Origin of the sequence: Rhizobium leguminosarum (genome assembly GCF_002953715.1) — a bacterium.
Classification (GTDB): Bacteria; Pseudomonadota; Alphaproteobacteria; order Rhizobiales; family Rhizobiaceae; genus Rhizobium; species Rhizobium leguminosarum_V.
Genome location: NZ_CP025012.1, coordinates 1,930,240 through 1,957,075, shown reverse-complemented (window position 1 = coordinate 1,957,075; position 26,836 = coordinate 1,930,240). Strand labels below are relative to the sequence as shown.

The following is a 26,836-nucleotide window of genomic DNA, read 5'->3' as shown; positions in this document are numbered from 1 at the left end:
CTATCCGGAAGATGGTTGCGTTGGATTGGGGGATTGACCTCAGTCGCGCGGTTGCCCGATAGATGTGAGGTCCCGCCTGTCCTGATTGCTGGTGATCCGCGCGGTCATCGCTGACCGCGAAGTCTTAGCTCCAATATTGTCAAGACGCCACGCGACAGGAACATCGCGGCCCTGTGCGGCCCGCTGCATTCAGCGGCACACAGGACCGGGCCAGGCTCTCGTCCGAGCCAGGTTCTAAGCGAGGTTGAAAGGCATCTGTCGGACTGGCTTGCCCGTCAAACGCGAGATGGCATTGGCAAATGCCGGCGCCAAAGGCGGCAGGCCGGGTTCGCCCATGCCTGTCGGTGCATCCGCGCTTGGTACGATGTTAACGTCGAACTCCGGCACATCCGTGATCCTTGCCACCGTGAATTCGCTGAAGTTGCCTTGCTCCACAATACCGTCCTTGAGCGTGATTTCCGCGCCCGCAAGGCATGTCGACAAGCCCATGATCGCCGCGCCCTGGACCTGCGCTTCCACAGTCCGAGGGTTGACGGCCAGATTGCAGTGCACTCCCGCCGTAACCCGATGCAGCTTGGGCTGCCCGTCGACGACGGAGGCTTCCACCACGTAGGCCACCACGGATGAAAAGGATTCGTGCACGGCCACACCCCAGGCCCGGCCTTCTGCCAATGCCCTACTGCCGTAACCGCTCCTGTCTACGGCGAGTTGCAGTGCATCGCGATGACGAGGATGCTCATCGCCAAACATCTTCATGCGATATGCGACCGGATCCTGATCGGTGGCTCTCGCTATATCGTCAAGCAAGGTCTCCATCACGAAAGCCGTATGGGTGGAGCCAACGCTGCGCCACCACAGAACCGGCACGTTGGCAACAGGATGATGTACAGTCAGGCGCATGGGAAGCGGGTAGGGGCTCCGCATCCCCTCGGTCGTGGCGGCATCGATGCCGTCCTTCACCTGGAACTTCTCGAAGACGGTTCCCGTCAGTATGGACTGGCCGACGATGGTGTGGTCCCAGGCCAGCACATTGCCCTCTTTGTCGAAGCCGATGCGAGCGCGGTGAAGATGCGTTGGACGGTAGTAGCCGCCCCTCATATCGTCCTCGCGGCTCCAGAGCGTGCGCACTGGCGCGTTCAGCCCCGCCGCCCTGGCAGCTTTGGCTATCTGGCAGGCCTCCATCGCCGTGTCGCTGCTGCTGGAAAAGCGGCGGCCGAAGCCACCACCCGATGTTTGCACGTTCACCACGACCTGTTCCGGCTTGAGGCCGAGCACGTTTGCTGCAACGCCGGCGTCTAGCCCCGCACTTTGGCTCCCCATCCAGATCTCGGCACGATCGTCGGAAAGCCGAACCGTGCAGTTCAGCGGTTCCATCGCCGCGTGGGCGAGATACGGGAACACGAACTCGGCTTCCAGACTCAAGGGTGCGGTTTCCAATGGCGACATGTCGGCATCAAACTGGCGCGGGCCGGGGCGATTGGCGATCTCGCGAAACTGGGCAAGTTGCTTTTCACTATCGACCTTTTCGACAGCCGATGTGTCCCACTCCACCTTAAGGGCGTTGCGACCCTGAGACGCCTGCCAATATCCGTCGGCCACCACGGCCACACCCTCTGCACCGCGATCCAGCGGTACACGCAAAACAGCTTTCACGCCCTTTACTGAACGTGCTGCGCTGTCGTCCAGGGAGGCTATCTTGGCTCCGAAGACTGGAGGGCGAGCCACCACGGCCGTCAATTGTCCCGGCAGCTTGAAGTCGATGCCAAAACTCTGTTGGCCACTGCTCTTGGCTTGTGCATCCAGACGCTGGGTGGGCTGGCCGATGATGCGGAAATCCTTCGGGTCCTTCAACGCTATTTTCCGGGGCACGGGCAGGGCCATGGCCGCTTCGGAAAGTTCTCCATAACCGAGCTTGCGGCCATCGGGAGCCAGAACCACACCGGCCGCGGTTCGCAGCGTCGAAACATCCACCTTCCAGCGGTCCGCCGCGGCTGCGAGTAGCATGGCGCGGACGCGGGCACCCAGCTCGCGATACTGCATAAAGCTGTTCTTGATGGTGTTCGAACCGCCGGTAAGATGCATGCCGAAGAGCGGATCGACATAGGCCATGTCATTGGTGCCGAGCTGGCTGCGTACTAGCTTCCAATCTGCGTCGAGCTCCTCGGCCAGGATCATCGGCAATGCCGTTTGGACGCCTTGACCGAACTCGAGCCGGTTGATTGTGACCATAACCTCGCCATTTGGCGCAATCTGAACAAATGCAGAAGGCTGCTCGGTCGGCTTCAAAGCGGTGAGCGCCTCACCCGCGTCGGTGGACTGGGCCGCGGCCAAATGGGGGAAAATCCCGACAGCCAGACCGAGGGTCCCCGTCAGCTTGAGAAAGCTGCGGCGTCGCAACGCCTGGCCCGGCGTTGAACGACCCCGTTCCAGCATGTGCTGCAGCACACGCGGTAATTCGCTGTAATCCATGTTCGGCAACATATGACGTCTCCTTCAGACGAGATTGCTGGCAGCATCGGCTATGGCGGCGCGGATGCGGACATAAGTTCCGCAACGACAAATATTGCCTTCCATTGCCGAATCGATCTCCGTGGCAGTCGGCTGCGAACCGGAGGGCAGGGATGCCAGGAACGCCGTGGCGCTCATGATCTGACCGCTCTGACAATAACCGCACTGCGCTACATCGTGCTTGACCCACGCTGCGTGCACAGCGGCGCCGACACGGTCGCTGCCGTCGGTCGCTTTTTCTATGGTGGTGATATTCAGGCCCTCGGCAGCGGAGAGAGGGGTGCTGCAGGAACGGACAGCCTCACCATCCAGATGTATCGTGCACGCGCCGCAAAGCGCGGCGCCGCAGCCGAACTTGGTCCCGGTCATGCCGAGCGTGTCGCGCAGAACCCAAAGGATGGGTGTCTCCGGGTCGGCATCGACCTCGTGCTGATTACCGTTGATATTCAGTGTGATCATGACTGGTCGTTTCTCCGATGTTTCATAATGGATGTGCTCGTTGACTGAGATTGTTCAGCTAACGGTTAGAACCGTCGATCTCCGAGGAGAGCGACGGCAGCGGGAGTACCGCCTGCAACCTCCAGGATGATGAGACGCCGTGACCAAGAGCCTGCTCTCCGCGGCAACGTTAGCTCGTCCGGCGGCGCCAAATTAGTTGGCAAAACCTGCACGACGTTAGAAAGGCGGCTTCTGAATGCGAGGCAAAAGCACACACAGACACGTCAACCCAAGACGGGTCAGCGATGATCAGCCGGGTTGGGTGCTCATCGATCGCCGGCTCGCTCAGCCACGAGGTTCGCCGTTACTCCGACAGGGACTTCAGGTAAGCGATGATGTTTAGCCGATCCTCAGGCTTGGGTACGCCGACGGTCATTGTGGTGGTTGGTACAACTTCGCGAGGCGCTGCTAGAAACCGGTCCAACGTCGCCTCGTCCCATACCAATCCCGACGCCTTCATGGCCGCCGAATAGCGGACGCCTTCCGCAGCGCCGGCCGTGCGCCCGACAACGCCACCGAGCCCCGGCCCAGCCTTTTTCTGGTCCGTGGTCGAATGACAGGCGGAACAGCGCTGAAACGCTTTTTGTCCCAAGGCGACATCTCCCTCCGCTGCCGCAGGAGCCGTCGCCGACACAAGGATCAAGGTGGAGACCACAACAGAAGCCAAAATTTTTGTCATGCGTGTTCTTCCCGAATAGAGGCTGTCGAAGCCCTGAAAGGACGGTTGAGTAGCGCGCGCCAGCACCCTTGCCGGCTGGCCGCGCTGAAGACCCTAGACCCAAGCCACGCCTCATCTTCTGCGGACATGGCACTGGAGGCGGCGGTTGGTTGGGGACGTTACCTCGCCTCAGCAGGGAGCATTAGGCGGTACTATCTGCATGATGTTAGAAATGAGGTTCATAAATGCCCGACTGCCAACGATCGTCGACGAGGGTTGTCTGGCTTGCTTTGCACCAACAGGACTCGACCCTGTTGATGCTGCCGCAGCATGCAATCAGTGAAGCTTCAGCTTCCCTCGGAGAGGTTCTGCAGACATCGGTTGCAGCGCGGAAGTTCGCCTATTTAGAAACGGCATTCATAACTTCATGCGAGCAGCGACGGCTAATCCAGCCGTTCATTCTTTGCTATCGCTCTTCACTGCCCATAGTGGGATCTTCCACCCGGAAGAGCGATTGGCAGTGGAACGAGACAGAGATGCGAACAGAAAGTTCCGCGATGCAACGTAAGCTCGCAGCGATTCTCGCCGGGGACATTGTCGGCTACAGTCGGCTCATGGCGGAAAACGAAACGACGACGTATGCAGAGTTGCGTTCCGTGTTTGACGACGTGATCGATCCAGCGGTCCAGCACCATGGCGGCCGAACATTCAAAAACTCTGGCGATGGCTTCCTCGCTACATTCCCGAGCGTCAACGAAGCGTTGAATGCGGCGGTGGAGATTCAGAACGGCTTCGATGCGCGGCCCCTCGAATTTCGGATCGGAATCAATCTAGGTGATGTCATCGAAGACAATGGTGACATGTACGGCGATGGGGTGAATGTCGCTTCGCGCCTCGAGGCAATGGCAGATCCTGGCAGTATCTTTGTTAGTGGGGCAGTGGTCTTGAGCGCTGACCGGGGTCGAGGCGACAAGTTTTTCCGCATTGGACGTCGATATGCGAAAAACCTTCCTGAACCACTCGAAGTCTATGCGGTCAGGCGCGCGGGACAAAGGAGAAGCAGATGGGGCGGGTACGCGGCCCTTGTCCCGCACGTGAGCACTCGCCTTGGTTATTGTCTTGGGGCTGCCTCGCTCGTGCTCACCGGAATTGCAATCCAGCCACTTCCTCTCGCGGCAATGATCGGCCGGATACCGGCGGAGCTTTCGGTGCTTGCCGGCAGTGAACGGCCGGATCCTCGGCCGTCCGTGGCTGTTATGCCTTTCGACAATATGAGCGGCGAGGCAACGCAGGCCTATTTTGCCGATGGACTGACGGAAGACATCACGACGGAACTTGCCCGAAACTCTGAGCTTCAGGTGATTGCCCGCAACTCCACTTATGCAATGCGAAACCAGGAAGCCGATATTCGCAAGGTCGGCGAGAAATTGGGTGTGGCGTACGTCGTTGAAGGTAGCGCGCGGCGGGTGGGTGATAAACTCCGCGTCGCGGCTCAACTTATTGACGTTTATAGTGGAGCTCACCTCTGGTCGCGCAGCTACGACCGCCATATCGATGATATATTCACGGTCGAAAGCGAATTAACATCCGAGATCGTGGCCCACCTTGTCTCCTTTGTACGCAAGTCTGAAGCTGCAGAGGCGATGAAACGCCCAACCAAGGATCTGCAGGCCTACGATCTGGTTCTTCAGGCACGTGCTCGCTTCACGCACGATTCAAAAGATGCCGAGGGGCTTCTTTCCGCCCGAGGTCTTTTCCAACGGGCTTTGGAACTAGATCCGGCTTATGCCGTGGCGCGCGCCAATCTCGGTATGACCTATATTTTCGATGTCACGCAAAACGTCAGCGGTCACGCCACAGACAGAGACCTTGAGATTGGTTTGAGTGAGGCGCGTCAATCCATCCGACTCGATCCAAATTTGGCGATGGGATATCAGGTGTTGAGTTACGGCTTGGCTGCAAGCGGTGATTACGCCGGTGCGTTGCAAGCTGGACACCGATCGGTGGAACTCAATCCGAACGATCCTGACAGCATGATGGCGCTCGCAAAGGCCCAAGTTCGTTTTGGTGACTACGATGGGGCATTACGCAATGCCGAGCGTGCCCGCCGTCTTCATCCCATAGCTCCGGAATATTATGCTTATGTCCATGGTCAGGCGCTTTATGCGGCTGGTCGTAGCGATGAAGCTGCGAGCGTTATCCAAGAGTGCCTGATCCGTGCGCCGCAGGATTCGAACTGCCTGCTCATTCAAACCGCATTGCAAGCTGGTCGCTCAGAGCTGGACAAGGCCAAGGCGACCATGGCCAATTTGGTCAAAGCAAAGCCCGACTTCTCGCTTGAAACAGAGCGCAACTATCGTCGGTTTGGTGATTCCCTGCTGATGGAGCAGTTTCTGGCAGATCTCGCACGCGCCGAGGCTCCTAAGACGGTCTCGCTTCAGCGGCCAGTGTTGCGTTCTTGAATGGCATATGGCACGCCTCATCACGAATAGCCGTTCAGTTCCTTGCGAAAAGCCTGGCTGGGCTTCATTATTTCACCTAAATCGTGGCGTGCATCAATGGCGGGTAATTCCACAACGGCGGCTTGCTCTTGCTATTAAAAACGATGACGCCGTTACAGCGCCGGCAGGAGCAGACGACGATGAAACGCCCGGGCATGTCGCAACCCGATCCGGCCGCCTTCATCCGTGCCAACCTGCCTATATCACCCGTTCCCTCGATCCCCGAGATCTGTCTTCATACGGCAGGGCCTGCGAGCGGGCTCTGGCGGCTTGCCGGTAGCAGAGAGGCCGATCCGCCGCCTTATTGGGCTTATCCCTGGGCCGGCGGCGCCGTGCTAGCCCGCCATCTGCTCGACCAGCCGGAAACGATCGCGGGCCGCCGTGTCTTCGATCTCGGCGCCGGCTCAGGGCTCGTCGCTATCGCGGCGGCAAAGGCTGGAGCTGCCGCGGTGACGGCGGTCGACATCGATGCCAATGCCATTGCCGCGATCGGCCTCAACGCAGCGATCAACGGCGTGAACATTGTGGCCCGGGTCGCCGATATCATCGAGGGGCTGCCACCAGAGACAGATCTCCTCGTTGTCGGCGATCTGTTCTACGACCCCTCACTTGCCCTGGGGGTCATGGCCTTTCTGCGGCGTTGCCAGGCCTCTGGCATCGAGGTGCTGATCGGCGATCCCGAGCGGGCCTACCTGCCGCAGGGTGAACTCAGGCGAATCGCCACCCATGCGGTTGCGGATTTCGGCGTGGGCACTGGCGGCGGTGCCGTGCCGGCGGGCGTCTTTGCGCTCTCCGGCAAAGCTGAAGGCGAGATTATGCCAGAAGGTCCGGCCGCAACAGCATGACCGGGCAAGGCGCTCCGGCCGGCAGCTCTGGCGCGTGCGGTGGGCGGATGACGAGACAGTCGGCTTCGGCGAAGACCTTCATCATCGAAGAATCCTGCTTGCCGAAAGGTTCGGCGAGCCAGTGGCCGGCGGCGGATTTCGAGAGCTTCGCCCGGATATAGTCCTGCCGGTGGTCGTTGGCGCGCAGAGTGACGGCCGCCTCCACCTTTGCCTCGCGCCGCACCGGCGGCAGGGAGGCAAGCCTGCGGATCAGCGGCTCCAGGAAGAGCAGCGAACAGACGAGGCTCGAGACCGGATTGCCGGGCAGGCCGAGCACATGGGTCTCGCCGAAGCTGCCGACCATCAGCGGTTTGCCGGGGCGCATGGCGATGCGCCAGAAATCGAGCTGCATGCCGGCTTCGATCAGCGTGGCCTGCACCAGATCATGGTCGCCGACCGAAGCGCCACCGAGCGTGACGATCACATCGGCCTTGGCGTCCCGCGCCGTGTCGATCGCCCCGCTGATCTTGGCCTTGTCGTCAGGCACGATACCGAGATCGAGCACATCGGCGCCGGCTTTGCGGGCAAGGGCTGCAATACCAAACGTATTGGATGCGATGATCTGCGAAGGGCCGGGCGTGCTTCCGGGCGGCAGCAGTTCGTCGCCGGTTGCGAGGATGGCGATCAGCGGGCGCCGCAGCACTTCGACATCGGGCCGGTTCATGCCGGCAGCGACCGTCAGCCGCGAGAAATCGAGCACGGTGCCGGCCGACAGAACGGCTTCGCCTTCGGCGAAATCCTGGCCGCGCGGACGCACATGCTGGCCCTGCCGGACGGGGAAATTGGTTCGGATACCGCCTTCGATCTTCTCCGCATCCTCCTGCAGCAGGACGCTGTCGGCGCCCGGCGGAACAGGCGCGCCGGTGAAGATACGGACGGCTTCACCCTGGCTGACGCTTCCCTCGAAGCCGTGGCCGGCGGAAGACGTGCCGATAACCTTCAGCTCGGCGCCCGGCTCCGGCGCGTCTTCGCGGCGCAGCGCATAGCCATCCATGGCGGAGGCATTGAAGGGTGGCTGGGTGAGGCCGGCGGTCAGATCGACTGCCAGGACGCGGCCCTCAGCCTCGGCAAGCGGCAGCGTCTCGGACGCTGCGACGGGCTTTGCGCGAGAGAGCAAACGGTTCAGAGCCTCGGCGACCGGGAGAAGGTTCATCTTGCCTCCGGATGACGGAAATCGCCGGATTTTCCGCCGGACTTTTCAAGGAGCCGGATGCCACCGATCTCCATTGCCTTATCGGCCGCCTTGGCCATGTCGTAAATGGTCAGACAAGCGACCGAGACGGCAGTCAGCGCCTCCATCTCCACACCGGTCTTGCCGGTCAGCTTGGCGGTCGCCGTAACGCGCAGGCCGGGCAGGGCGGCATCTTCCTGGATCTCGACCGTGACCTTCGTCAGCATCAGAGGATGGCAGAGCGGTATGAGATCGGCGGTGCGTTTTGCCGCCATGATGCCGGCAAGGCGCGCGGTGCCGATCACATCGCCCTTCTTGGCATTGCCTTGCCGGATGAGAGCGAGTGTTTCCGGCGTCATCTTCACATGGCCCTCGGCAGTGGCGATGCGCACCGTCTCGGCCTTATCGGAGACATCGACCATATGCGCCTCGCCCGAGGCATCGATATGGGTCAGACCGGGCTCGGCGCCGCTCATATCATTCGGCCGCGATGGCGGCTTCGCCAAAGAGCAGCGCGTGGGTGGCGGCCGCCACGTCGTCCTTGCGCATCAGACTTTCGCCGACGAGGAAGGTATTGATGTCGACGGCCTGCAGGCGCTTGCAATCCGCATGGGTGAAGATGCCGCTTTCGCCCACCAGCAGCCTGTCGTCCGGCACCATGGGGGCAAGCGTCTCGCTGACGGTCAGGCCGACTTCGAAAGTACGGAGATTGCGGTTGTTGATGCCGACGAGCGGCGAAGAAAGCTTCAGCGCCCGCTCCATCTCTTCGGCGTCGTGGACCTCGACCAGCACGTCCATGCCGAGGCCGAAGGCTTCGTCCTGCAGGCGTTCGGCTTCATCGTCCGACAGCGAGGCCATGATCAGCAGGATGCAGTCTGCGCCCCAGGCGCGGGCCTCGTGCACCTGATAGGTTTCGAACATGAAATCCTTGCGCAGCGCCGGCAGCGTGCAGGCAGCGCGGGCGGCTGTCAGAAATTCCGGCGCGCCCTGGAAGCTCGGCCTGTCGGTCAGCACCGAAAGGCAGGCGGCACCGCCAGCCTCATAGGCGCTCGCCAGCGACGGCGGATCGAAATCGGGGCGAATGAGGCCCTTCGAGGGGCTGGCCTTCTTGATCTCGGCGATCAGGCCGAAGCGGCCGGCATCACGCTTGGCAATGAGCGCCTTGTGGAAGCCGCGCGGGTCGGACTGACCGGCTTGCATCGCCTTCAGATCGGCAAGCGACACTGTCGCCTTGGCGGCGGCGATCTCCTCGCGCTTGTAGAGTTCGATCTTCTTCAGGATATCGGTCATCGGGCAATCCTAGTCGATATCGTTGGAAACGGCGATGAGTTTGTCGAGGGCGAGCGCGGTGGAGCCACTATCCAGCGACTGCGTAGCCAGCGTCATGCCGTCGCGGATCGTCTCGACCTTGCCGGCGATGACGAGCGAGGCGGCAGCATTGGCGAGCGAGACATCGCGATAGGCATTCTTGGCGCCGCCGAGCACCTCGCGAAGAGCCGCGGCGTTGGCGACACCGTCACCGCCCTTGATATCGGCAAGCACGCAAGGGCTGACGCCGAAATCGGCGGGCGAAAGTTCGAAGGTGCGAATCTTGCCGTCTTCGAGTGCCGCCACTTGTGTGACGCCGGTGGTGGTGATCTCGTCGAGGCCGTCGCCATGGACGACCCACACGCATTCGGAGCCGAGATCGCGCATGACTTCGGCAAGCGGCACCAGCCATTGCGGTGAGAAGACGCCGAGCAGCTGGCGGCGAACGCCGGCCGGATTGGAGAGCGGCCCGAGCAGGTTGAAGATCGTCCGCGTGCCGAGCTCGACCCTTGAGGGGCCGACATGGCGCATGGCGGAATGATGCATCTGCGCGAACATGAAGCCGACGCCGGCCTCGGCAATGCAGCGGGAGATGATCTCCGGGCCGACGTCGAGCTTGACGCCGAGTGCGGCCAGATTGTCGGCTGCGCCAGATTTCGAACTCAGCGCCCGGTTGCCGTGTTTGGCGACAGGAACACCGGCGCCTGCGACGATCAGCGCCGCCAGCGTCGAGATGTTGTAGGTGCCGCTGGCATCGCCGCCGGTGCCGACGATGTCGATCGCATCGGCAGGCGCCTCGACGGTCAGCATTTTCGAGCGCATCGCGGTAACGGCGCCGACGATCTCATCGACGGTTTCGCCGCGCACGCGCAGCGCCATCAGGAAGCCGCCGATCTGCGAGGGCGTCGCCTGGCCCGACATCAGGATGTCGAAGGCGGCTCGAGCCTCCTCACGCGTCAGCGGCTCGCGGCTTGCGGCCTTGGCCAGGAACGGCTTGAGATCGGTCATAGAGCCTCCTAGCGGACCGTCGCCTGTTCGGCGAGGGTCTGGTTGATCTGCGCGCCGTACTGCGTCTGCAGCAGGTTGACCATCTGATCGAGAATATCATCGCCGGCGGCATTGGCCATGGCGGTGATCTGGGCATCACGGTTGTTCAGTACATCGCCGGTCGGCTGGGTGTTGACCTCGGTGACCTTCAGCAGGATCTGCGTCGAGGGATCGGCGCCGACAGCACTTGCGACCGTGTCGACGGGGCCGGAGAAGGCGGCGGTGACGCCGGCCCGGCCGAGGACCGCATCATCGGTGGAGCGGGTGACGCCGCTCTTGCTCTCGACGGCGATGCCGAGCGGTGTTGCGATATCGGCAAGTGCGGTGCCCTTGGCCGCTTCGGCCTTCAATTCACCGGCCTTCTTGGCGAGTTCTGCCTTCTGCTGCTCCGCCGTCCAGTCCTCGACGGCCTTTTCGCGCACCTCGGCCACCGGGCGCTCGCGGTCCGGCGTGATTTCGCGGACGTTGAACCAGACATAGCCGTCGTTGCCGATCGGCAGCGGCGGCGCATCGACGGCGACCTCGGTCTTGAAGGCTTCGCCGAGCAGCTGCTGCTTGGCTGGGATATCCTTGACCTCTTTGCCGTCCTTGTCGGCGCCGGTCATATCGACGGCGTCGACGGCCACGGCGGTGAGCTTCAGCTGGCCGGCAATATCCTCGAGCGTGGAACCGCCCGCGCGCAGATCCTCGATGCGATCGTGAACGTTGATCACTTCCTGAGAGGCGTTGGAGAGCGCCAGCTGCTTGCGGATATCCTCCTTCACCTCGTCGAAATTCTTCGTCGTTTCCGGCTTGATGTTGGTGACGCGCAGGATGACGGGGCCGAAGGAGCCATCGACGACAGGCGTCGTGCCGCCATCGCGCGAAACCGTAAAGGCCGCATCGGCAACGGCCTGGTCGGGAACCTTGTCCTTGGTGAACTCGCCGAGCAGCACATCGCTTGCCGTCTTGCCCTGGTCGGAAACCAGCTGGTCGAAGCTGGTGCCGCTCTTCAGCGCCGTTTCGGCGGCGGCGGCAAGATCCTTGCTGGTGAAGGTCAGCTGTTCGATGGTGCGGCTTTCCGGCGTACGATAGGTATCCTTGCTCTTGTCGAACGTTTCGTGGATCTGGTCGTCGGTGACGGTCGCCGCATCGGCGATATCGGCGGGCTGCAGCTTGAGATAAACGAGCTGGCGGTATTCAGGCGCCCGGTAGCGCTGCTTGACGCCATCGAACCAGGTCGCCAGCACGTCGTCGGCAGGCGCCTTGATCGGCTCGATATTGGCGTTGGTCAGCAGCAGGTAGTCGATACTGCGGCTTTCATCGCCATAGAGCTTCAGGGCATCGACCAGCGTCTTCGGGGCCGTGAAACCGTTGGAGATGGCATCGACCACCTGGCTGCGGACAGCGACCTTGCTGCGCTCCTTGATGTAATCGTCCTGGCGGATGCCGGCATTGCGAAGACGCGAGACAAAAAGCTCGCGGTCGAACTGGCCGTTGACGGCCTTGAAAGCCGGATCGTCGGCGATCAGCTGGGCGAGGCGATCCTGCGACAGGCCGAGGTTCATGTCTTCAGCGAGCTGGTCGAGCGAGGCGCCGGCGACGAGCTGGGCGAGAACCTGCTGCTCGATGCCGAAGGCGCGGGCCTGCTCGGGGGTGAGGCGCGTGCCGAACTGCTGGCTGACGCTTGCCACCTGGCGCTGATAGGCGAGGTGGAATTCGTTGACGTCCACATGCTGATCGCCGACGGTCACGACCGTGGTGCTGTTGCTGCCCGTTATCAGCGACCGGGAGACGCCCCAGATGCCGAAGGACGCGACCAGCAGAAGCATCAGCAGCTTGGCGACCCAGGTCTGAGCGGCCCTTCTCAGGATATGGAACATAGAAACGCAAACCTCGCAGTATCATTGACCCGCGCGCGGGCAGACATTCGACGTTCCTTAAAACAAACCCGACAGGAAATGAAGGGTTTGTCACGCGAAAAGCTGCGCGGACCGACGGCAGCGCGGCAGCAGCTTTGCGGCGAACAAAAGATCGGCTCCGGCGGAACCTTTTTGGCCGCCATTTCGTTGAAGCGGCATCCCATGAAACAGGAGCAGACCATGGCAGAATTGAAAACCGCTTCCGCCGAATCCACCGCTGCGCGCGTCAAGGCTGACATAGCAGCAGACGATCTGTCGGCGCAGGTCGCAGCCCTTCGCAACGATCTCTCCCGGCTGACGGAAAGCGTGGTGGCGCTGGGGCAGGGGGCGAAGTCGGCGGTAACCGACGAGGCTTCGCTGATGACGGAGCAACTGCGCGACAAGGTGCGAGAAGAACCGCTCATGGCACTCGCGGTGACGGCAGGCATTGCCTACGTGTTCGGCCTGCTCAGCCGCCGTTGAACGGGAATATCGGGTGAAAAAAAGCCGGACGTCGTGAACGCCCGGCTTTCAATATTTCCGAGGACAGCAAAAGCTATCGTCAGCGTCGGATGACGCGCCCGATCGCGATCAAGATGCAGGCACCGACGAAACCCGTGATCAGATAACCCAGCCAACCGGCGAGCGGCTGGATGTGCAACAGACCCAGGATCCAGTTGGCGACAATAGCGCCGATGATGCCGAGCAATATGTTCATGAGTAGGCTCATGCTGCTGCGCATGGCCTTTTCCGCCAGCCATCCGGCGACACCGCCGATAATGATGGCTGCAATCCAACCCACGCCTGCGTCTTCCATGGTTATCTCCCTCCTGGCAAAACGAGTCACAGAATGCACGAAACGAAAGGAAGTTCCACTCCCGGTTACTGAGATTGCTTGCGGGTTCAGCAACTTATGTGACTCACGGCTGCAGCAAGGTGACCGGAGAGTTCAACGCGTGGGCGGCAATCTGGAACAGGAGGCCGGCAATGGCGAGCATTGCGAATCCGAAAGGCATGATCAGGCTTTTGCTAAACATCTTTCCTCTCCCCTTTTGCTTAAAGCATAAGCGGAAGCGGACGGAGCGCAACTATATTGTTAACAGATAGTTAAGCCTGGCAATTAATTAAAATTCGGTACATTTTGCTTTGTCGTAATACTTTCGGATGTCGAAACTCTTCTTCTGCACCCTTCCCGTGTTTGCTGACGGATCTTCTGCAATCTATGCTCTCCAGGCCTTCCGGTCTATGCCGCCTCATCAACGCCGACTGCAGGCGCAGCAGCACTTGGTGCTGCCATCTCTCCGGATGGCAAACGGGCGGGCTGCAGCATGGGTCGGCGCTGGTCAAGTGATCGAGCGCCTCAAGGCGCCGCCGGCTAGCAATCAGGTCCGGTGGACGATCAACATGAAGAAGAGGAAGGATGCTGTTGCGACCGTCGCGGCGAAGGCAATCTGGTAATCCATGTCGTTAACCCCGGTTGGATAGCTCCCGTTAACGTCGATCCACGTCATGGAGTTCCATACCGCCTGTTCGCGCTTATCTCCTGCGGATTGATTTTGGCGAGGAGTGCATCATTTTCCCTAGAATAGGATGATTTTAGGCCCAGTCGGCCTAAAATCTGAATCCTGTTCAAAATTTAGAATTAGAGCATGATGTCGTCCGAAAACCGCTCACACTTTTCGGCATCATGCTCTGAATCGCCATTCAACCGGGGAAAACACTTGATGCCAAAAGCTGCAATCGCCATCGCCTGCATCTGCCTGCTGACACTTTCCGGCTGCGGCAATACCGCATACGGGCTGAAGAAGGATGGACAGGAAGCGAGCCACGCCATGGACAACGCGACCCATCGGGTGCTTTCCGCCGGCGCCAAGAAGTGACGCAGGCGACGGAATAAAAAAGCCCGCCTGGGGTGAGGCGGGCTTAGAATAACAGGGAGAATGGACGGATAGACTCCGTCTCAGCTAATAAAGCACTTTCTTAAGCGTGTGGCGTTACGTCATTCGACGTAACCGCGACCGGCAGCGATCCGATGCGATCCATGGTTCTGAAACGAATCAGAGATATCCGGATCGAATCAATGATAGGGATCAGGTCAGAAGTTGCCCCAGTTCTGAGCACGGGCACGGGCGCGAATAATCCGGTATTCGCGCCCGCCATAAAGCGAGCCAATTGTCAGCAGAAGGGTCAGAACGTCCCAGATGATATGCATGTTATCCTCTTAGGTTGGACGGTCCCGCCGTCGATCGGTTGAAGATACAATAGCAATCTTTCGAATGTGCTTATATGACAAGAAATCGGGATGAGCCTGAAAGCGGGCAGGGCGGTTCCGCAGAGGAGAGGCGGCATCGCCGTCTTGGAGCAGCAAAGTGAACAGATTACCGGGCGGCGGCTCATGACGATTTTCTCCGTTCGCCACATCACGTCCTATCGTTACGTCAGGGAAGTCGAATTCGGCGAGCATCGCTTGATGTTCCGACCGCGCGACAGTTTCGACCAGCGGCTGATCGAAGCGTCGTTGACGATCTATCCTGAGGAAAGCCATGTGCGCTGGATCCACGATGTTTTCGGCAATTGCGTGGCGCTTGTCGATATTTCGAGGCCGGCGTCCGAGCTTCGTTTCGAAACCTGGATCACGCTCGATCATACGCCGCAGGTCGCCCTGGATCTTAAGGTCGACGACGAAGCCCTGACCTATCCATTCTCCTATGACAAGGATGAGATTGCCGATTTGACGCCGGCGATGCAGCGCCATTATCCCGATCCGAACGACGAGGTCGGACGCTGGGCGCGCCAGTTCGTGCGCCTTGGGCGTCCGACGGAGACCGGCCACCTGCTGATGACGCTCTGTTACGCCATTCGGGAAAGCTTCGTCTATGCGCGGCGCCAGGAACATGGGACGCAGACGCCGGTGCAGACCTTGCAGCTTCGTTCCGGCACCTGCCGGGATTTTGCGCTGCTGATGATGGAGGCGGCACGCGTCCTCGGTCTCGCGGCGCGGTTCGTCACGGGTTATGTCTATGTTCCCGACCGGGACGGCTCCACCGTGCTCGGCGGCGGTTCGACGCATGCATGGTGCCAGATCTATCTTCCCGGCGCCGGCTGGACTGAGTTCGATCCGACCAACGGCATCGTCGGTAACCGCGATCTTATTCGTGTCGCCGTTGCCCGCGATCCGCGCCAGGCAGTCCCGTTGAGCGGCAGTTATGACGGGGATGGGAAGGATTTCGACAGCATGACGGTGCAGGTGAACGTCACCACGAGGCAATCTGGCCAGCCACGCGATGACAGTCCCGATCTTGCGGGAACCGGGTAGCGCGATCAGCGTTCTCTACTCACCGCTGCCAAAGCGGAGACGCGACAAGGAAGCCACAATGAAGATACGCGCCGGGTTTCATCTGGGCTACGAATGCATGCAGCCAACGCCGATGCTGCTCGTCCTCAACATCCACCCCTCCCGTCGTGCCGATCTTCTCAGCGATCAGATCCTGACATTCGACCAGCCCATCGAGGCATGGAGCTATACTGATGTGTTCGGCAATGCCTGCAGCCGGATCGTCGCCCCGCCGGGCCTGACGACGATCTCGACGGAATTCGAGATCTACGACAGCGGCCAGCCCGACATCGTTCCCGACGATGCCGTCCAGCACGCGATCAGTGACCTGCCAGACGATGTGCTGGTCTTCCTGCTCGGCAGCCGCTATTGCGACACCGATAGGCTTGCAGATTTCGCCTGGGCGACGTTCTCATCGACGCCGCTCGGCTGGGCGCGCGTCCAGGCGATCTGCGATTTCGTCCATGACCACATCACCTTCGATTACTTGAAGGCTGACGTCCTCAGGACCGCGCATGGCGGCTTCACCGACAAGGCGGGCGTCTGCCGCGATTTTGCCCATCTCGCCATCGCGCTTTGCCGATGCATGAATATCCCAGCCAGATATTGCACGGGCTATCTCGGCGATATCGGCGTTCCGATCGACCCCAATCCGATGGATTTCAGCGCCTGGTTCGAGGTCTTTCTCGGCGGCCACTGGCATACGGTCGACGCCCGCCACAACACGCCGCGCATTGGTAGAATACTCATGGGGACCGGCCGCGACGCCACCGACGTCGCGATGTCGACGGCCTTCGGCCCGGCAACGCTTTCCCGTTTCGAGGTGATCACCGAGGAAGTGCCGCAGGAGGCACTCAAGGACGACTGACGGTGGGCGAGGGAGATCCTATGCCTTCTTCAGGAACTCTGTTTTCAGTACGAGGCCTTTGACCTGCTTGGTGTTGCACTCGATCTCACCCGGATTGTCGGTCAGGCGAATGCCCTTGACCAGGGTTCCACGCTTCAGCGTTTCCGAGGTTCCCTTGACTTTGAGGTCCTTGATCAGCGTCACGGAATCGCCGTCGTGAAGCTGGCTTCCGTTGCTGTCCTTTACGATGATGTCGTCGGCCATAATGTCTCCGCAGCCATTCAGTGCCACAGCGTCCTCTGCGCGCCCTAAAGGACGCGTGGCGCTGCCGTGATCCTGGACGGGAAATCATGTTGGCATGGGATAGTCAATGCGAAGGGGCCGGCCAGGCTGATCTTCAGCCCTACGCGACCCTTCTTTAATCAACTCACGCACAGGCATACCGAACGCAGCCAGCGATCCCTTACCGGCGGCACCCAGCGCGCGGGGATAAATGAGCCCGGCACTCGTCCGCCGCGGTGAAGCTCAGACCAAGGTCCGACCTGTCCCGGACTTCATGCCCATACCAACGCTTCGGCCGCTGCAATAGGTTTTGCGCCGGGCCGGAGTTTGCGGAGTTTTTGATGTGACTAAGATTATCGTCGCGGGGATGATACTGGCACCGCTTATCTTCTGGGGTTCCGTTGGCGTCCTGATATATTCGTATTTTTCGTGAACATTCTTCCTTGGTCGAATTACTGAATGAACATTCGCATCGGCGCGTGCGGCATCACGGAATGAGGATAATCGAACCGCGCGTTCGGCAGAGGACATCAGGCGCGCCGAATTCCGAAAATCGGAAAGCTTCTATTCCGGTTGTCATAGTTCTAGCTCGCGGGCAACGATCAGTCGGCCGGGATCAAGTGGACCGGCGACGGCGAAAATTCGACAGTGGGATCAGTTCGATTGGCCGCGGAAGATTGCAACGGCCGCAGCGACCAATGCGGCATTGTCACTCGCAATTGTTTCATCTGGAAGGTGCTTGCCATCTTCAAGGCCGATGCGGGTGGAATAGTGTCGCTCGCGCGCCGATCTGACGAAGGGCCAGACAGTCCCGTCGAAACCGTGCAGAAGGATCGGCCGATTGACGCGGCTGCGCTCGAGCACCTCGATAATGCCATCCCTGATATCACATGCGCGCTGCAGGTCCTGTTCGTCGTCGAGCTCGATCAACAGTCGAAAGACCCGCTTATGATCTCCGAGGCTGGTGTAGCGCTCCGCATCGGCGACTGATGCCAGCCCGACTTCAATCCCGACGCCCTTTTGCCGGAGCAGCTGGATGACACCAGGCGCATCGTCTTCCGACAGGTTCACTGACGCATAATCCGGCAGGACAGACCAGCGGCGGATGGCTTCCCGCGTTTTCTCCCGATCGCCTTCGATCCAGGCGCCTGTGGAAACGCCGATCAGCGTTCCTGGACAGACACGGCGAATCGCACCGACCGTGTCGTCGACGGCGGCAAGGCTCTCTTTGCCATCGGCTCCGCGCGGATGAATGTGGAGCTCCGCGGCGCCCGCAGCGACCGAAGCGGCGGCATCGCGCACCATGGCATCGATCGTCAGCGGAAGGAGCGGATGGAAATCCCTCGACCGTGCGCCGTTGATGCAAGCTTGAACGATCATAAAGGAGCCTCGCGCTTGTTGGCCGCTTAAGACACTGGGTATACCAAAATCTGGAAAATTCGAAGAACCTTGAGGGCGCCGCTATCACGGCCGTTTCCCTTGCTGTTGCAGCCCCAGTGATATCAAATCAGCCGGGATAGGCGGCGGCTGCTTTCGGCCCAGGAACAAGCTGCGCGAACGCCGAGAGCCTAAAGCGGCTCAATTGGAGGATTGAAGCAAACCTAACTCGGGGTGACTTTAGCCCTGCAAGGTTGCCGTGTCATGTCGGGACGTCTTTGCGACGCCGGCTCAGAGGACGGCCACGTGATCTCGTGGCAGCGACGTGACGTCAATCTGCCGCCCGACCCCATTCTTAAGTTAATGGCAGTCGCGTCCTGCCGCAGCCTGTACATCATCTCATCGGCGACGCAAAGGAGCAGGCGTGAGGCTCACCGATTACTTCAGAGAAAGCCAACCTCTGACCAGCTGTGCTGCCAGGAAATTAAGGTGTCGGGGCAGTGGCCACAGAACGGTCTTGGATGAAAAGAAAGGTCGGGCGAATGCTCGCGCCGACCTTCTTTGATTGCATCAGCACGGTGCCAGTACATCCGTGGTCACCAGCAAAAGCCATCTGATAGATTGAATTTATGCGCCTCGTGAATTTTCGCAAGGATTAGGGGGTGCTGATTTAGGGCTAGGTGAGGAAGGCCCAATAACCACGGTACGACGAGAAGTACGACACGCGCTCTGAGGGCCCTAGTTGCTTGGCCGATCCGTCCAGTCGATCATCGGGGCGACCGTAAAACGGAAGCCCTACCATAGCCCGCCGCCGGCCTCACCAGCTGGCGGTTTTTCATACGAGAATCAGGGTTATGATAAGCGTACAACTCCCGGGCAGAAAGCGGAAATTATCCAACAAAATCAATATAAGATGGCGGAAGAGGTGGGATTCGAACCCACGGTACGGTTTCCCGCACGCCGGTTTTCAAGACCGGTTCCTTAAACCACTCGGACACTCTTCCATCTGATTGAAAGGTTGAGACATCAACATTCTGTTGATTTCTACCAACCGGACATTGCGGCCGATTTGCTACCCAATCACTCGATGGCAGGCTTTTTAGCAGCTTTGATAGCAGCGTCAACTTGCTCTGCAGCATTTGCCGGTATCTTCGCCGATCGCAGTTCCGGCGCATAAGTCTCTGCCTCTTTGCGAAACGAAACAGGCAGAGCGGCCTGTTCCGCACATTGGAAATGACTCGCGTTCGCCCCGGCTTGAGCGCTTACTGTGTTGTGCCGGGGAGGAAGCAAACCATGGCCATATATCTCACGCGCTTTAGCTATACGCCCGAGACGTGGGCGCGGATGATCGAAAACCCCGAGGATCGCCGAGAGGCGGCACGTAGTTACATTGAATCCGTTGGCGGAAAGCTCCATGGATTCTGGTACGCCTTCGGCGAGCGTGATGGTTGGAATCTGTGGGAGGCGCCCGATAACGTATCGATGGCGGCAGTCGCGCTTGCTATCGGTGCAGGAGGCGCGCTCAGCTCCATGGAGACCACTGTCCTGCTCAGCGTCGAGGATACGATCGAAGCCTTGGAAAAGGCGAAGTCGATTCGGTATCGTCCACCGGCAGCGTAGGTGGCGGTCCACTGATGTGGAAGAAGTGTTTCGCGCGTATCACTTTCCCCGGCGCACGCTTTCCGTGAATTGCGCCGGAGACATGAGGAATTGCGCGGGAGACATGAGAGAGCTAGCCCCCGTCAGATCCAAGGCCCTTCGGACCGTTGAGCTGGTTCATATCCTCGCAGAGAGAACGAACCGCCTCCATCGTCACCGCGAGTGCCGACATCAGGATTGCGATGTCGTTGTCTTCATCTGGCTGGGAAAGCGCGCGAGATCGGACATGCAACTGTTGGCTGACCGTGTCGAGCTGCGTCAGGGTTTCATCGTTCATGGTGATCCTCCAAAGGTCTAAACCTTCAAAGCCCGTGGCGGCCATTTCGTTCCCATACAGCCACGAAGAGTCAAATACGCGATCCGCGTTGCATCACATCCAGTCGGCCAGGTGACCTACCCATTCGGCTTGCGTAGGGGTGGAAGCCGCAGGTAGGGATTTTGGAGATCGTAGGATCCCTTCGGTTCACCATTGCCGGGCTTTACCAGATTGGGCACCAGTTTTCCCTCCGGCCCGAAAATATAGTCGATGCCAGCGCAGAGATGGGCGAGGGAGCGGTAGTTGAAATATTTGAACCAGTCGTCGGCGAGGAAGGTGGCTTCGTCCCAGACCTTTCCGCGGATGTGATTATATCCAGCCCGCCGCAAAAAGGCATCGCCTGTCTTGGTGTCGATGGCGGCGCCGAGGCATAGGTTGCCGGCGATCAGCGACAGCCGGAGCACCTTGAGGGTTTCGGCATCCTTGTTCGGCAAGGGTTTCAGGCTCTCGGCAAGATAAAAATTCGTCTGGGGATCATTGGTCATCGTCTTGCGCCAATAGGCTGGAATTTCCTCCGCGTCGGCGCCGACGGTCGATGAAGCTGATATCACCATCAACAAGATCAAGCTTATGAATTTTCGGCCCATTCTTATGCCCCCAACCCGCGATGAGAGTGCATAGCGTCATATCGCCGGGATGGGCAAGGTAGTGCCGTGCTGCCGCTCGTGAAATACGCGCAGACCGTGTTTCAATATGGAGCTTTTGGGGCGTCCGGAAGCGCCCGGATGTTCACCATATGCCCCGCATCGGCACGATGATTTCAGGCCTCATTGCGGCGGCGGAAGGGCAGGCGGGGAGGGTTCGCGTTAGTGATTTATAAACCATAATTATTAGAATTGTCGCTATCGCTGCGAAATCGTTCGTAAAATTGCCACGAACTTAACAAGATTAAAGCCTCGTTAGGCGGGCGGGAATAAGGCGGTATTGCCCCAGGATGGGGCAGGGTTCCTTAACCATAACGATCTTTGAGCGGCGTGGGGCACATGAAACTGGAATACGGGGCGGCGTCTTTCGCAACGACAGCACGGTGGCTGGCGATCTCGGCGATGTGTGCAACGGTTGCGGCCTGCGGCACGACACAGGCAGTGCCGAAGAAAAAATCCCACGGCAAAGAATATTTCTCCGAATCCGAATATGGCGTGAAGGCGAGCCCACGGGTCGCCACCGGCAACAATATCCCCAAGGGCGGCGGCCGCTACATCGTCGGCAACCCCTACGAGGTGAAGGGCAGGTGGTACTACCCGAAGGAAGACTTCGCCTATAACAAGGTCGGCGTCGCCTCCTGGTATGGTTCGGCCTTTCACGGGCGCCTGACGGCGAACGGCGAAGTCTACGACCAGATGCATCTTTCCGCCGCGCATCCGACCTTCCCGCTGCCGAGCTATGCGCGGGTCACCAATCTCGAAAGTGGTTCCTCCGTCATCGTGCGCGTCAACGATCGCGGCCCCTATCACGAAGGCCGGATCATCGACCTTTCCAACAAGACGGCTGACATGCTGGACCTGCAGCACAGCGGCACCGGCAAGGTGCGCGTGCAATATGTCGGCCGCGCCCGCATGGACGGCCACGACATGCCCTATCTGATGGCCTCCTATTCGCCGAAGGGCAGCCGTATTCCCGGCGTCAATCCGGAAGGCCAGATCGCAACCGGCGTCATGGTCGCCTCCAACAGTCGCAAGATCACCCGCGACCAGCTGCAGAGTTCGGAAGACTACGAGACGCCGTCCAACGTGCCGGTGCCGATGTCGGCAACCTCCTATGCCGGCTCGACGCCGAGCGCACGCTACAACGCAGCACCCGCTCCGGCACCGGCTGCCCATGTTCTGGTCGCGCCATCAGCGCCGTCCTTCAACAATGGCGCGCAGGCGATGGACCAGATGGTCGTGCTGCCGGAGATCGGTCCGATGCCCTATGAGCGGCCTCAGAATTCACTGGCGCTCGGCTACCAGAACGAAGAGGTGAAGACGGTGACCGTCGATCTCGCCTTCGATGCGGTGATGGTGCGCAATGACGGGCTGACGCAGGATTCGATCCTTGCCGCGGCCAAGCGTCATCAGGCCAAATTCGCCGCGCGCTGAGCATGGCATTGCATCGGATTCCCCCTCGCTCTAACCTGCCGACATAAGCCGCTCCATAAATGGAAATTGCGATGCTGAAGCCCGCGCTTCGCCTGCTTGCATGCCTGATGCCGTTCGCCACCGGCGCGTTTGCAGCCGATGGCGGTGCCGCCGGTTTTGCCACCAAGGCGGCGCAGGCCTATATGATCGAGGCTGCCACCGGCACGGTGCTTCTCGCCAAGAACGAGGACCAGGGCTTTTCGCCGGCTTCGCTCGCCAAGCTGATGACGATGGATCTCGTTTTCGAGGCGGTGACGAAGGGCCAGATCACGCTCGATACCGAATATCCCGTTTCCGAATATGCCTGGCGCACCGGCGGCGCGCCGTCGCGGACGGCAACGATGTTTGCCAGCTTGAAATCGCGCGTGCGCGTCGAGGACCTGATCAAGGGCGTCGCCATCCAGGGCGCCAATGACAGCTGCATCATCCTCGCCGAAGGCATGGCCGGAAGCGAGCAGCAATTTGCCGTGTCGATGACGCGCCGCGCCCGCGAGCTCGGCATGGAAAAGGCAGAGTTCGGCAATTCCACCGGCCTTCCCGACGGCAAGAGCAAGGTGACGGCGCGCGAGATGGTGACGCTTGCCGCCGCCCTCCAGCAGACCTATCCGAACCTCTATCCCTATTTCGTCCAGCCGGATTTCGAGTGGAACAAGATCTTCCAGCGCAACCGCAATCCGCTGCTCGGGCTCGATCTCGGCGCTGATGGGCTGGCGACCGGCTTTACCGAGGGCGAGGGGTATTCGATCGTCGCGTCGGTTGAGCGCGACGGCCGGCGGTTGTTTGTGGCGCTTGCCGGCATCGCTTCCGACAAGGAGCGGACGGAGGAGGCCAAGCGGGTGCTCGAATGGGGGCTGACGGCCTTTGAGAACCGGCAAATCTTCGGCGAGAAGGAAGTGATCGGTGCCGCCAGCGTCTATGGCGGCACGGCGCGCACCGTCGATCTCGTCGCCAAGGCGCCGGTCAGCGTCTATATCCCAATCAGCAATCCCGACCGGCTGTCGGCGCGCATCATCTATCGCTGGCCGCTGACGGCGCCGGTCAAGCCGGATACCCAGGCAGGCACGCTCAGGATTTTCGCCGGCAGCCGGCTGCTCAGGGAAGTGCCACTCTATACCGTGCAGGCGGTCGGCGAGGGCTCGCTCAGCAGCCGGGCGGTCGACGCCATGCTGGAACTCGGCGAATCGCTGTTCTTCTCCTGGCTCTGGGACAAGTCCGCGCCCGGCTAAAAGCCCGGTCCTTTCATGCAATTTGCCGGGAAAGGTGAATATGTCGCCGCGGCGAAAGGTTTTCCTCCCTGATATCTTCGGATAGATAGAAGGAGCAGGGCGCGTGCGGCGCCTGGAATGCGGGAAGTTGTCATTGTCATCCGGTACGGGATTGTTCGTTACGTTTGAAGGCGGGGAAGGCGCTGGGAAATCCACGCAGATCCGCCGCCTCGCCGAGGCACTGAAGGGCGAAGGTCACGACGTGCTGGTGACGCGCGAACCAGGCGGATCGCCGGGCGCCGAAGCTGTGCGCCATGTGCTGTTGTCGGGGGCTGCCGAAGCCTTCGGCACGCGGATGGAGGCGATCCTGTTTGCCGCGGCCCGCAACGACCATGTCGAAGAGGTGATCCGGCCGGCCCTTGCATCAGGCAAGGTCGTGCTCTGCGACCGCTTCATGGATTCCTCCCGCGTCTACCAGGGCGTCACCGGCAATCTCGAGCCCGATTTCATCGAGACGCTGCAGCGCATCGCCATCAACGGTGTCATGCCGGATTGCACTGTGATCCTCGATATCCCCGCCAAGGTCGGGCTGGAGCGGGCGCAAAAGCGCGCTGCGGCCGATGCTCCCGATCGCTTCGAAAAGGAGCGGCTGGAAACGCACGAGAAACGGCGCGAGGCTTTTCTCGATATCGCCGCCCGCGAGCCGGAGCGCTGCCACGTGGTCAACGCCATGCAGCCGGAAGAGACGATCGGCGCCGAGATCCTGGCGATCGTCAAACAGCTGCTATCGCCCGCAGGCCGTGCCCGAATGCCGGAAGCCGCACATCATGAGTGAGGCCCAGTATGAGTGAGGAAAGGCCCGGACTGCTCGACGGCGCCATCTGGCCGGGGGAAAATACCAGGCTGTTCGGGCATAAGGAGGCGGAGGCGTTTCTTGCGCAGTCTTACCGGTCCGGCAAGGGCCATCACGCCATCCTGATCGAGGGGCCGGAAGGCATCGGCAAGGCGACGCTCGCCTTCCGCTTCGCCAATCACGTGCTCTCACATTCCGATCCCGAGACAGCGCCGGAAACGATCGGCGATCCGGATCCTGCCTCTCCCGTCAGCCGGCAGATCGCGTCGGGCGCCTCGCACAATCTCCTGCACCTTGCCCGGCCGGTGGACGAAAAGACCGGCAAGGTGAAATCGGCGATAACAGTCGACGAGGTGCGCCGCGCCGGCAAATTCTTCTCGCAGACATCCGGCACCGGCAACTGGCGGATCGTCATCATCGATCCGGCCGACGACATGAACCGCAATGCCGCCAACGCCATCCTGAAGATCCTGGAAGAACCGCCGAAGCGGGCGCTGTTCCTGGTGCTCTCGCATGCGCCGGGACGGCTGCTGCCGACCATCCGCTCGCGCTGCCTGCCGCTGAAGCTGGCGCCGCTTGCCGACGATGAACTCTTCGCGGCCCTTGCCCATCTCGGCATATCAGGCGAAGGCGGGGCGGTGCTTTCGGCCGCCAAGGGCAGCGTCGGCGAGGCGCTCAAACTCCTGAACTACGGCGGCGGCGAGATCATCGCCGCCTATGACGAGATGCTTTCCGCCGAGGGACCGACAGCACGCAAGGCAATGCATCGGCTGGCCGACGCGCTTTCGGGTCGGGAAAGCGACACGATATTCGATTTCTTCGTCAGCCATGTCGGCGACGACATCATGAACCGGGCGCGCGCGGCAGCGGGCAAGGGGCAGATCGCCGCGGCGGAGCGGCTGGCGCGCCTCTATTCCGAAATCACCGAGCGGCTCACCGTTTCCGATGGCTACAATCTCGACCGCAAGCAGACGATCATCAGCATTCTCGCCGATATCAAGCAGCCAGGCCTCTAAAGCGCGACGCGCTTTAAGTCTCTATTTTTATGCATGTCATTATCCTAAAACCGCTGCACACTTTTGCGCGACACGTGTTTAGGCCGTGAACCCATCAACTGAGCGATGGTTCGTTATACGATGCGGGGGACGCCGGGTTGGCGCTCATCGAGCCTTTCACCGGCTATCAGTCGATCGAGTATTAACTCAAAATGGCTGGCCCAATGAAGCTGCTCGTGCACGTTGGGAAGGTATCCTGCCCGGCTTCGTATCGTGGCGGCGGCGGACCGAAGGATGAACAAAACCTGCTTTGAGATGGAAGACTTGCGCTTGAGACCTTTCGCCTTTCGCCAAAGATGGTCCTTCAAGGCCTCAAAAGCTGAAGCGTCGAATATATCCGCCTCGAGACGCCTGTCGACGGACCGTTTCTTCAGGTCTTCCAGCATAGGATCGAAGTGATTTTCTGACATGCATTATCCCCGTTTATCAGTCTGCACCTGATCAGCCGGTCAACAGCTTCAATGCGACGACAGCAAGCGTGGCGGCAAGGACGATGCGGATGGTGCGTTCGTGCAGCTTCGGCGCCAGAAGGCTTCCAATGATGATGCCGGGGATAGAGCCGATCAACAGGGCAAGCAGCATCGGCCAGTCGATCTCGCCGATCAGCCAATAGCCCGTGCCGCCGATCAAGGTCAGCGGTACCGCATGGACGATATCGGAACCAACGATCTCGCGCACATCGAGCCTGGGATAGAGGATCAGCAGGATCGTCACACCCAACGCCCCGGCGCCGACCGAGGTCAAGGTGACGAGGACGCCGAGAACGAATCCGAGAATGACGGTGAGGGCGAGGATGGTCGTCGGCTTCGGCGGCGTGCGGTCGCCGATGGCGCGGCGCGCCAATTCGAGGATCGGACCTCGAAAGACCAGCATGATCGCGGTCATGACCAGAAGCCAGCCGAGCGCGGTGGTGATGGTATTGGTCACGCCGATGCTTTTGCGATCCACGCCGGCCAGCAGCCACAGCATCAGCAGGGCGGCCGGCACGCTGCCGAAAGCGAGGCTGCCGACGATCTTCCAGTTGACCCGCCCATGCATGCCGTGAACGGCCGTACCTGCCGTCTTGGTGATCGCCGCATAGAGAAGATCGGTGCCGACGGCGGTGGCGGGATGGACGCCGAAGAGCAGCACCAGCAGGGGTGTCATCAGCGAACCGCCGCCAACGCCGGTGATGCCGACGAGGGCGCCGACGACCAGGCCGGAAAGCGAATAGAGCGGCTCGAATGTCAAGCAAGCGCCCCCGACTGCGCGGGGCCACGACAAATCCGGTAGATGAAAACTGACACTTCGTTCTTGTCCCGCCCTCTTTCCCAAGACGGGTAGATGGCGGCAGAAG

Annotated in this window: 27 protein-coding genes and 1 tRNA gene; 12 read left to right on the top strand and 16 right to left on the bottom strand. The window is 60.6% G+C overall.

Annotation, left to right across the window (positions count from 1 at the left end):
• Positions 1 to 234 precede the first annotated feature (234 nt).
• From CUJ84_RS09980 to CUJ84_RS09970, 3 genes are all read right to left on the bottom strand, one after another.
• Complete coding sequence (locus CUJ84_RS09980) at positions 235 to 2,481, bottom strand: xanthine dehydrogenase family protein molybdopterin-binding subunit (RefSeq protein ID WP_105006062.1); 2,247 nt, start codon at positions 2,479 to 2,481, stop codon at positions 235 to 237.
• Positions 2,482 to 2,493: 12 nt separating this feature from the next.
• Positions 2,494 to 2,967: a (2Fe-2S)-binding protein gene (locus tag CUJ84_RS09975; RefSeq protein ID WP_105006061.1), complete on the bottom strand. Its 474-nt coding sequence runs from the start codon at positions 2,965 to 2,967 to the stop codon at positions 2,494 to 2,496.
• A 343-nt stretch (positions 2,968 to 3,310) separates the two neighbouring features.
• Entirely contained in the window at positions 3,311 to 3,685 is a 375-nt protein-coding gene (locus tag CUJ84_RS09970; protein ID WP_105006060.1) for a c-type cytochrome, read from the bottom strand.
• 536 nt (positions 3,686 to 4,221) lie between these two features.
• Between CUJ84_RS09970 and CUJ84_RS09965 the strand changes: the two genes are divergently transcribed.
• Together CUJ84_RS09965 and CUJ84_RS09960 are read left to right on the top strand one after the other, a co-directional pair.
• Positions 4,222 to 6,126 carry an adenylate/guanylate cyclase domain-containing protein gene (locus CUJ84_RS09965; protein ID WP_105008144.1) on the top strand — a complete coding sequence of 635 codons (1,905 nt, stop codon included), beginning with the start codon at positions 4,222 to 4,224 and terminating at the stop codon, positions 6,124 to 6,126.
• Positions 6,127 to 6,305: 179 nt separating this feature from the next.
• A complete protein-coding gene (locus CUJ84_RS09960; protein ID WP_105006059.1) occupies positions 6,306 to 7,010 on the top strand; it encodes a class I SAM-dependent methyltransferase in 705 nt (234 codons plus the stop codon).
• On the opposite strand, the gene CUJ84_RS09955 is transcribed toward CUJ84_RS09960, so the two are convergent.
• Genes CUJ84_RS09955 through CUJ84_RS09935 form a run of 5 tightly spaced genes read right to left on the bottom strand, consistent with a single transcriptional unit; the run spans position 6,979 to position 12,437 of the window.
• Positions 6,979 to 8,202 carry a molybdopterin molybdotransferase MoeA gene (locus CUJ84_RS09955; RefSeq protein WP_105006058.1) on the bottom strand — a complete coding sequence of 408 codons (1,224 nt, stop codon included), beginning with the start codon at positions 8,200 to 8,202 and terminating at the stop codon, positions 6,979 to 6,981. The genes CUJ84_RS09960 and CUJ84_RS09955 overlap by 32 nt on opposite strands.
• Positions 8,199 to 8,696, bottom strand: a complete 498-nt coding sequence (gene moaC / locus CUJ84_RS09950) for a cyclic pyranopterin monophosphate synthase MoaC (protein WP_105006057.1) — start codon at positions 8,694 to 8,696, stop codon at positions 8,199 to 8,201. Before moaC ends, CUJ84_RS09955 begins: the two co-directional genes overlap by 4 nt.
• A 1-nt stretch (position 8,697) precedes the next feature.
• Entirely contained in the window at positions 8,698 to 9,510 is an 813-nt protein-coding gene (gene trpC, locus CUJ84_RS09945) for an indole-3-glycerol phosphate synthase TrpC (RefSeq protein ID WP_105006056.1), read from the bottom strand.
• A gap of 9 nt (positions 9,511 to 9,519) precedes the next feature.
• Positions 9,520 to 10,536, bottom strand: a complete 1,017-nt coding sequence (gene trpD / locus CUJ84_RS09940; RefSeq protein ID WP_105006055.1) for an anthranilate phosphoribosyltransferase — start codon at positions 10,534 to 10,536, stop codon at positions 9,520 to 9,522.
• Between the two features lie 8 nt (positions 10,537 to 10,544).
• On the bottom strand, positions 10,545 to 12,437 hold the full coding sequence (locus tag CUJ84_RS09935; protein WP_105006054.1) for a peptidylprolyl isomerase: 1,893 nt from the start codon (positions 12,435 to 12,437) through the stop codon (positions 10,545 to 10,547).
• Positions 12,438 to 12,656: 219 nt separating this feature from the next.
• On the opposite strand from CUJ84_RS09935, the gene CUJ84_RS09930 reads away from it, so the two are divergent.
• Entirely contained in the window at positions 12,657 to 12,938 is a 282-nt protein-coding gene (locus CUJ84_RS09930; protein ID WP_026188395.1) for a hypothetical protein, read from the top strand.
• Positions 12,939 to 13,017: 79 nt separating this feature from the next.
• Here CUJ84_RS09930 and CUJ84_RS09925 read toward each other — a convergent pair whose 3' ends face one another.
• Positions 13,018 to 13,272, bottom strand: a complete 255-nt coding sequence (locus CUJ84_RS09925; RefSeq protein ID WP_018242084.1) for a GlsB/YeaQ/YmgE family stress response membrane protein — start codon at positions 13,270 to 13,272, stop codon at positions 13,018 to 13,020.
• 347 nt (positions 13,273 to 13,619) lie between these two features.
• Between CUJ84_RS09925 and CUJ84_RS09920 the strand changes: the two genes are divergently transcribed.
• From CUJ84_RS09920 to CUJ84_RS09905, 4 genes are all read left to right on the top strand, one after another.
• Positions 13,620 to 13,913 (top strand): hypothetical protein, encoded by a 294-nt coding sequence (locus tag CUJ84_RS09920; RefSeq protein ID WP_105006053.1) that lies wholly within the window; start codon positions 13,620 to 13,622, stop codon positions 13,911 to 13,913.
• Between the two features lie 266 nt (positions 13,914 to 14,179).
• On the top strand, positions 14,180 to 14,335 hold the full coding sequence (locus CUJ84_RS09915) for a hypothetical protein (protein ID WP_018445292.1): 156 nt from the start codon (positions 14,180 to 14,182) through the stop codon (positions 14,333 to 14,335).
• 515 nt (positions 14,336 to 14,850) lie between these two features.
• Positions 14,851 to 15,771: a transglutaminase family protein gene (locus CUJ84_RS09910; protein ID WP_105008143.1), complete on the top strand. Its 921-nt coding sequence runs from the start codon at positions 14,851 to 14,853 to the stop codon at positions 15,769 to 15,771.
• Positions 15,772 to 15,829: 58 nt separating this feature from the next.
• Complete coding sequence (locus CUJ84_RS09905) at positions 15,830 to 16,657, top strand: transglutaminase-like domain-containing protein (protein ID WP_105006052.1); 828 nt, start codon at positions 15,830 to 15,832, stop codon at positions 16,655 to 16,657.
• A gap of 18 nt (positions 16,658 to 16,675) precedes the next feature.
• Here the strand turns inward: CUJ84_RS09905 and CUJ84_RS09900 are convergent, their stop codons facing one another.
• From CUJ84_RS09900 to CUJ84_RS09885, 3 genes are all read right to left on the bottom strand, one after another.
• The gene (locus tag CUJ84_RS09900) at positions 16,676 to 16,900 is read right to left on the bottom strand and encodes an alkylphosphonate utilization protein (protein ID WP_010035073.1); all 225 of its coding nucleotides are present in this window, start codon (positions 16,898 to 16,900) and stop codon (positions 16,676 to 16,678) included.
• 672 nt (positions 16,901 to 17,572) lie between these two features.
• Positions 17,573 to 18,298, bottom strand: a complete 726-nt coding sequence (locus CUJ84_RS09890; RefSeq protein WP_105006050.1) for a 3-keto-5-aminohexanoate cleavage protein — start codon at positions 18,296 to 18,298, stop codon at positions 17,573 to 17,575.
• A gap of 911 nt (positions 18,299 to 19,209) precedes the next feature.
• Positions 19,210 to 19,299 (bottom strand) — tRNA-Ser (locus CUJ84_RS09885).
• Between the two features lie 289 nt (positions 19,300 to 19,588).
• Between CUJ84_RS09885 and CUJ84_RS09880 the strand changes: the two genes are divergently transcribed.
• Entirely contained in the window at positions 19,589 to 19,915 is a 327-nt protein-coding gene (locus CUJ84_RS09880) for a GYD domain-containing protein (protein WP_105006049.1), read from the top strand.
• 112 nt (positions 19,916 to 20,027) lie between these two features.
• Here CUJ84_RS09880 and CUJ84_RS09875 read toward each other — a convergent pair whose 3' ends face one another.
• Entirely contained in the window at positions 20,028 to 20,231 is a 204-nt protein-coding gene (locus CUJ84_RS09875) for a hypothetical protein (protein WP_024322612.1), read from the bottom strand.
• A gap of 116 nt (positions 20,232 to 20,347) precedes the next feature.
• Positions 20,348 to 20,857 (bottom strand): hypothetical protein, encoded by a 510-nt coding sequence (locus CUJ84_RS09870; RefSeq protein ID WP_105006048.1) that lies wholly within the window; start codon positions 20,855 to 20,857, stop codon positions 20,348 to 20,350.
• Between the two features lie 396 nt (positions 20,858 to 21,253).
• Between CUJ84_RS09870 and CUJ84_RS09865 the strand changes: the two genes are divergently transcribed.
• The 4 genes from CUJ84_RS09865 to CUJ84_RS09850 all read left to right on the top strand — a co-directional run bounded on the left by CUJ84_RS09865 (position 21,254) and on the right by CUJ84_RS09850 (position 25,461).
• Positions 21,254 to 22,348, top strand: coding sequence for a septal ring lytic transglycosylase RlpA family protein (locus CUJ84_RS09865; RefSeq protein ID WP_105006047.1), 1,095 nt, complete (start codon positions 21,254 to 21,256; stop codon positions 22,346 to 22,348).
• A gap of 71 nt (positions 22,349 to 22,419) precedes the next feature.
• A complete protein-coding gene (locus CUJ84_RS09860) occupies positions 22,420 to 23,613 on the top strand; it encodes a D-alanyl-D-alanine carboxypeptidase family protein (RefSeq protein WP_105006046.1) in 1,194 nt (397 codons plus the stop codon).
• Positions 23,614 to 23,746: 133 nt separating this feature from the next.
• Positions 23,747 to 24,427 carry a dTMP kinase gene (gene tmk, locus CUJ84_RS09855; RefSeq protein WP_105006045.1) on the top strand — a complete coding sequence of 227 codons (681 nt, stop codon included), beginning with the start codon at positions 23,747 to 23,749 and terminating at the stop codon, positions 24,425 to 24,427.
• A gap of 8 nt (positions 24,428 to 24,435) precedes the next feature.
• Positions 24,436 to 25,461: a DNA polymerase III subunit delta' gene (locus CUJ84_RS09850; RefSeq protein WP_105006044.1), complete on the top strand. Its 1,026-nt coding sequence runs from the start codon at positions 24,436 to 24,438 to the stop codon at positions 25,459 to 25,461.
• Positions 25,462 to 25,574: 113 nt separating this feature from the next.
• Here CUJ84_RS09850 and CUJ84_RS09845 read toward each other — a convergent pair whose 3' ends face one another.
• Positions 25,575 to 25,910, bottom strand: a complete 336-nt coding sequence (locus tag CUJ84_RS09845) for a hypothetical protein (protein ID WP_158686913.1) — start codon at positions 25,908 to 25,910, stop codon at positions 25,575 to 25,577.
• Positions 25,911 to 25,941: 31 nt separating this feature from the next.
• A complete protein-coding gene (locus CUJ84_RS09840; protein WP_105006042.1) occupies positions 25,942 to 26,730 on the bottom strand; it encodes a sulfite exporter TauE/SafE family protein in 789 nt (262 codons plus the stop codon).
• Between the last annotated feature and the right edge of the window lie 106 nt (positions 26,731 to 26,836).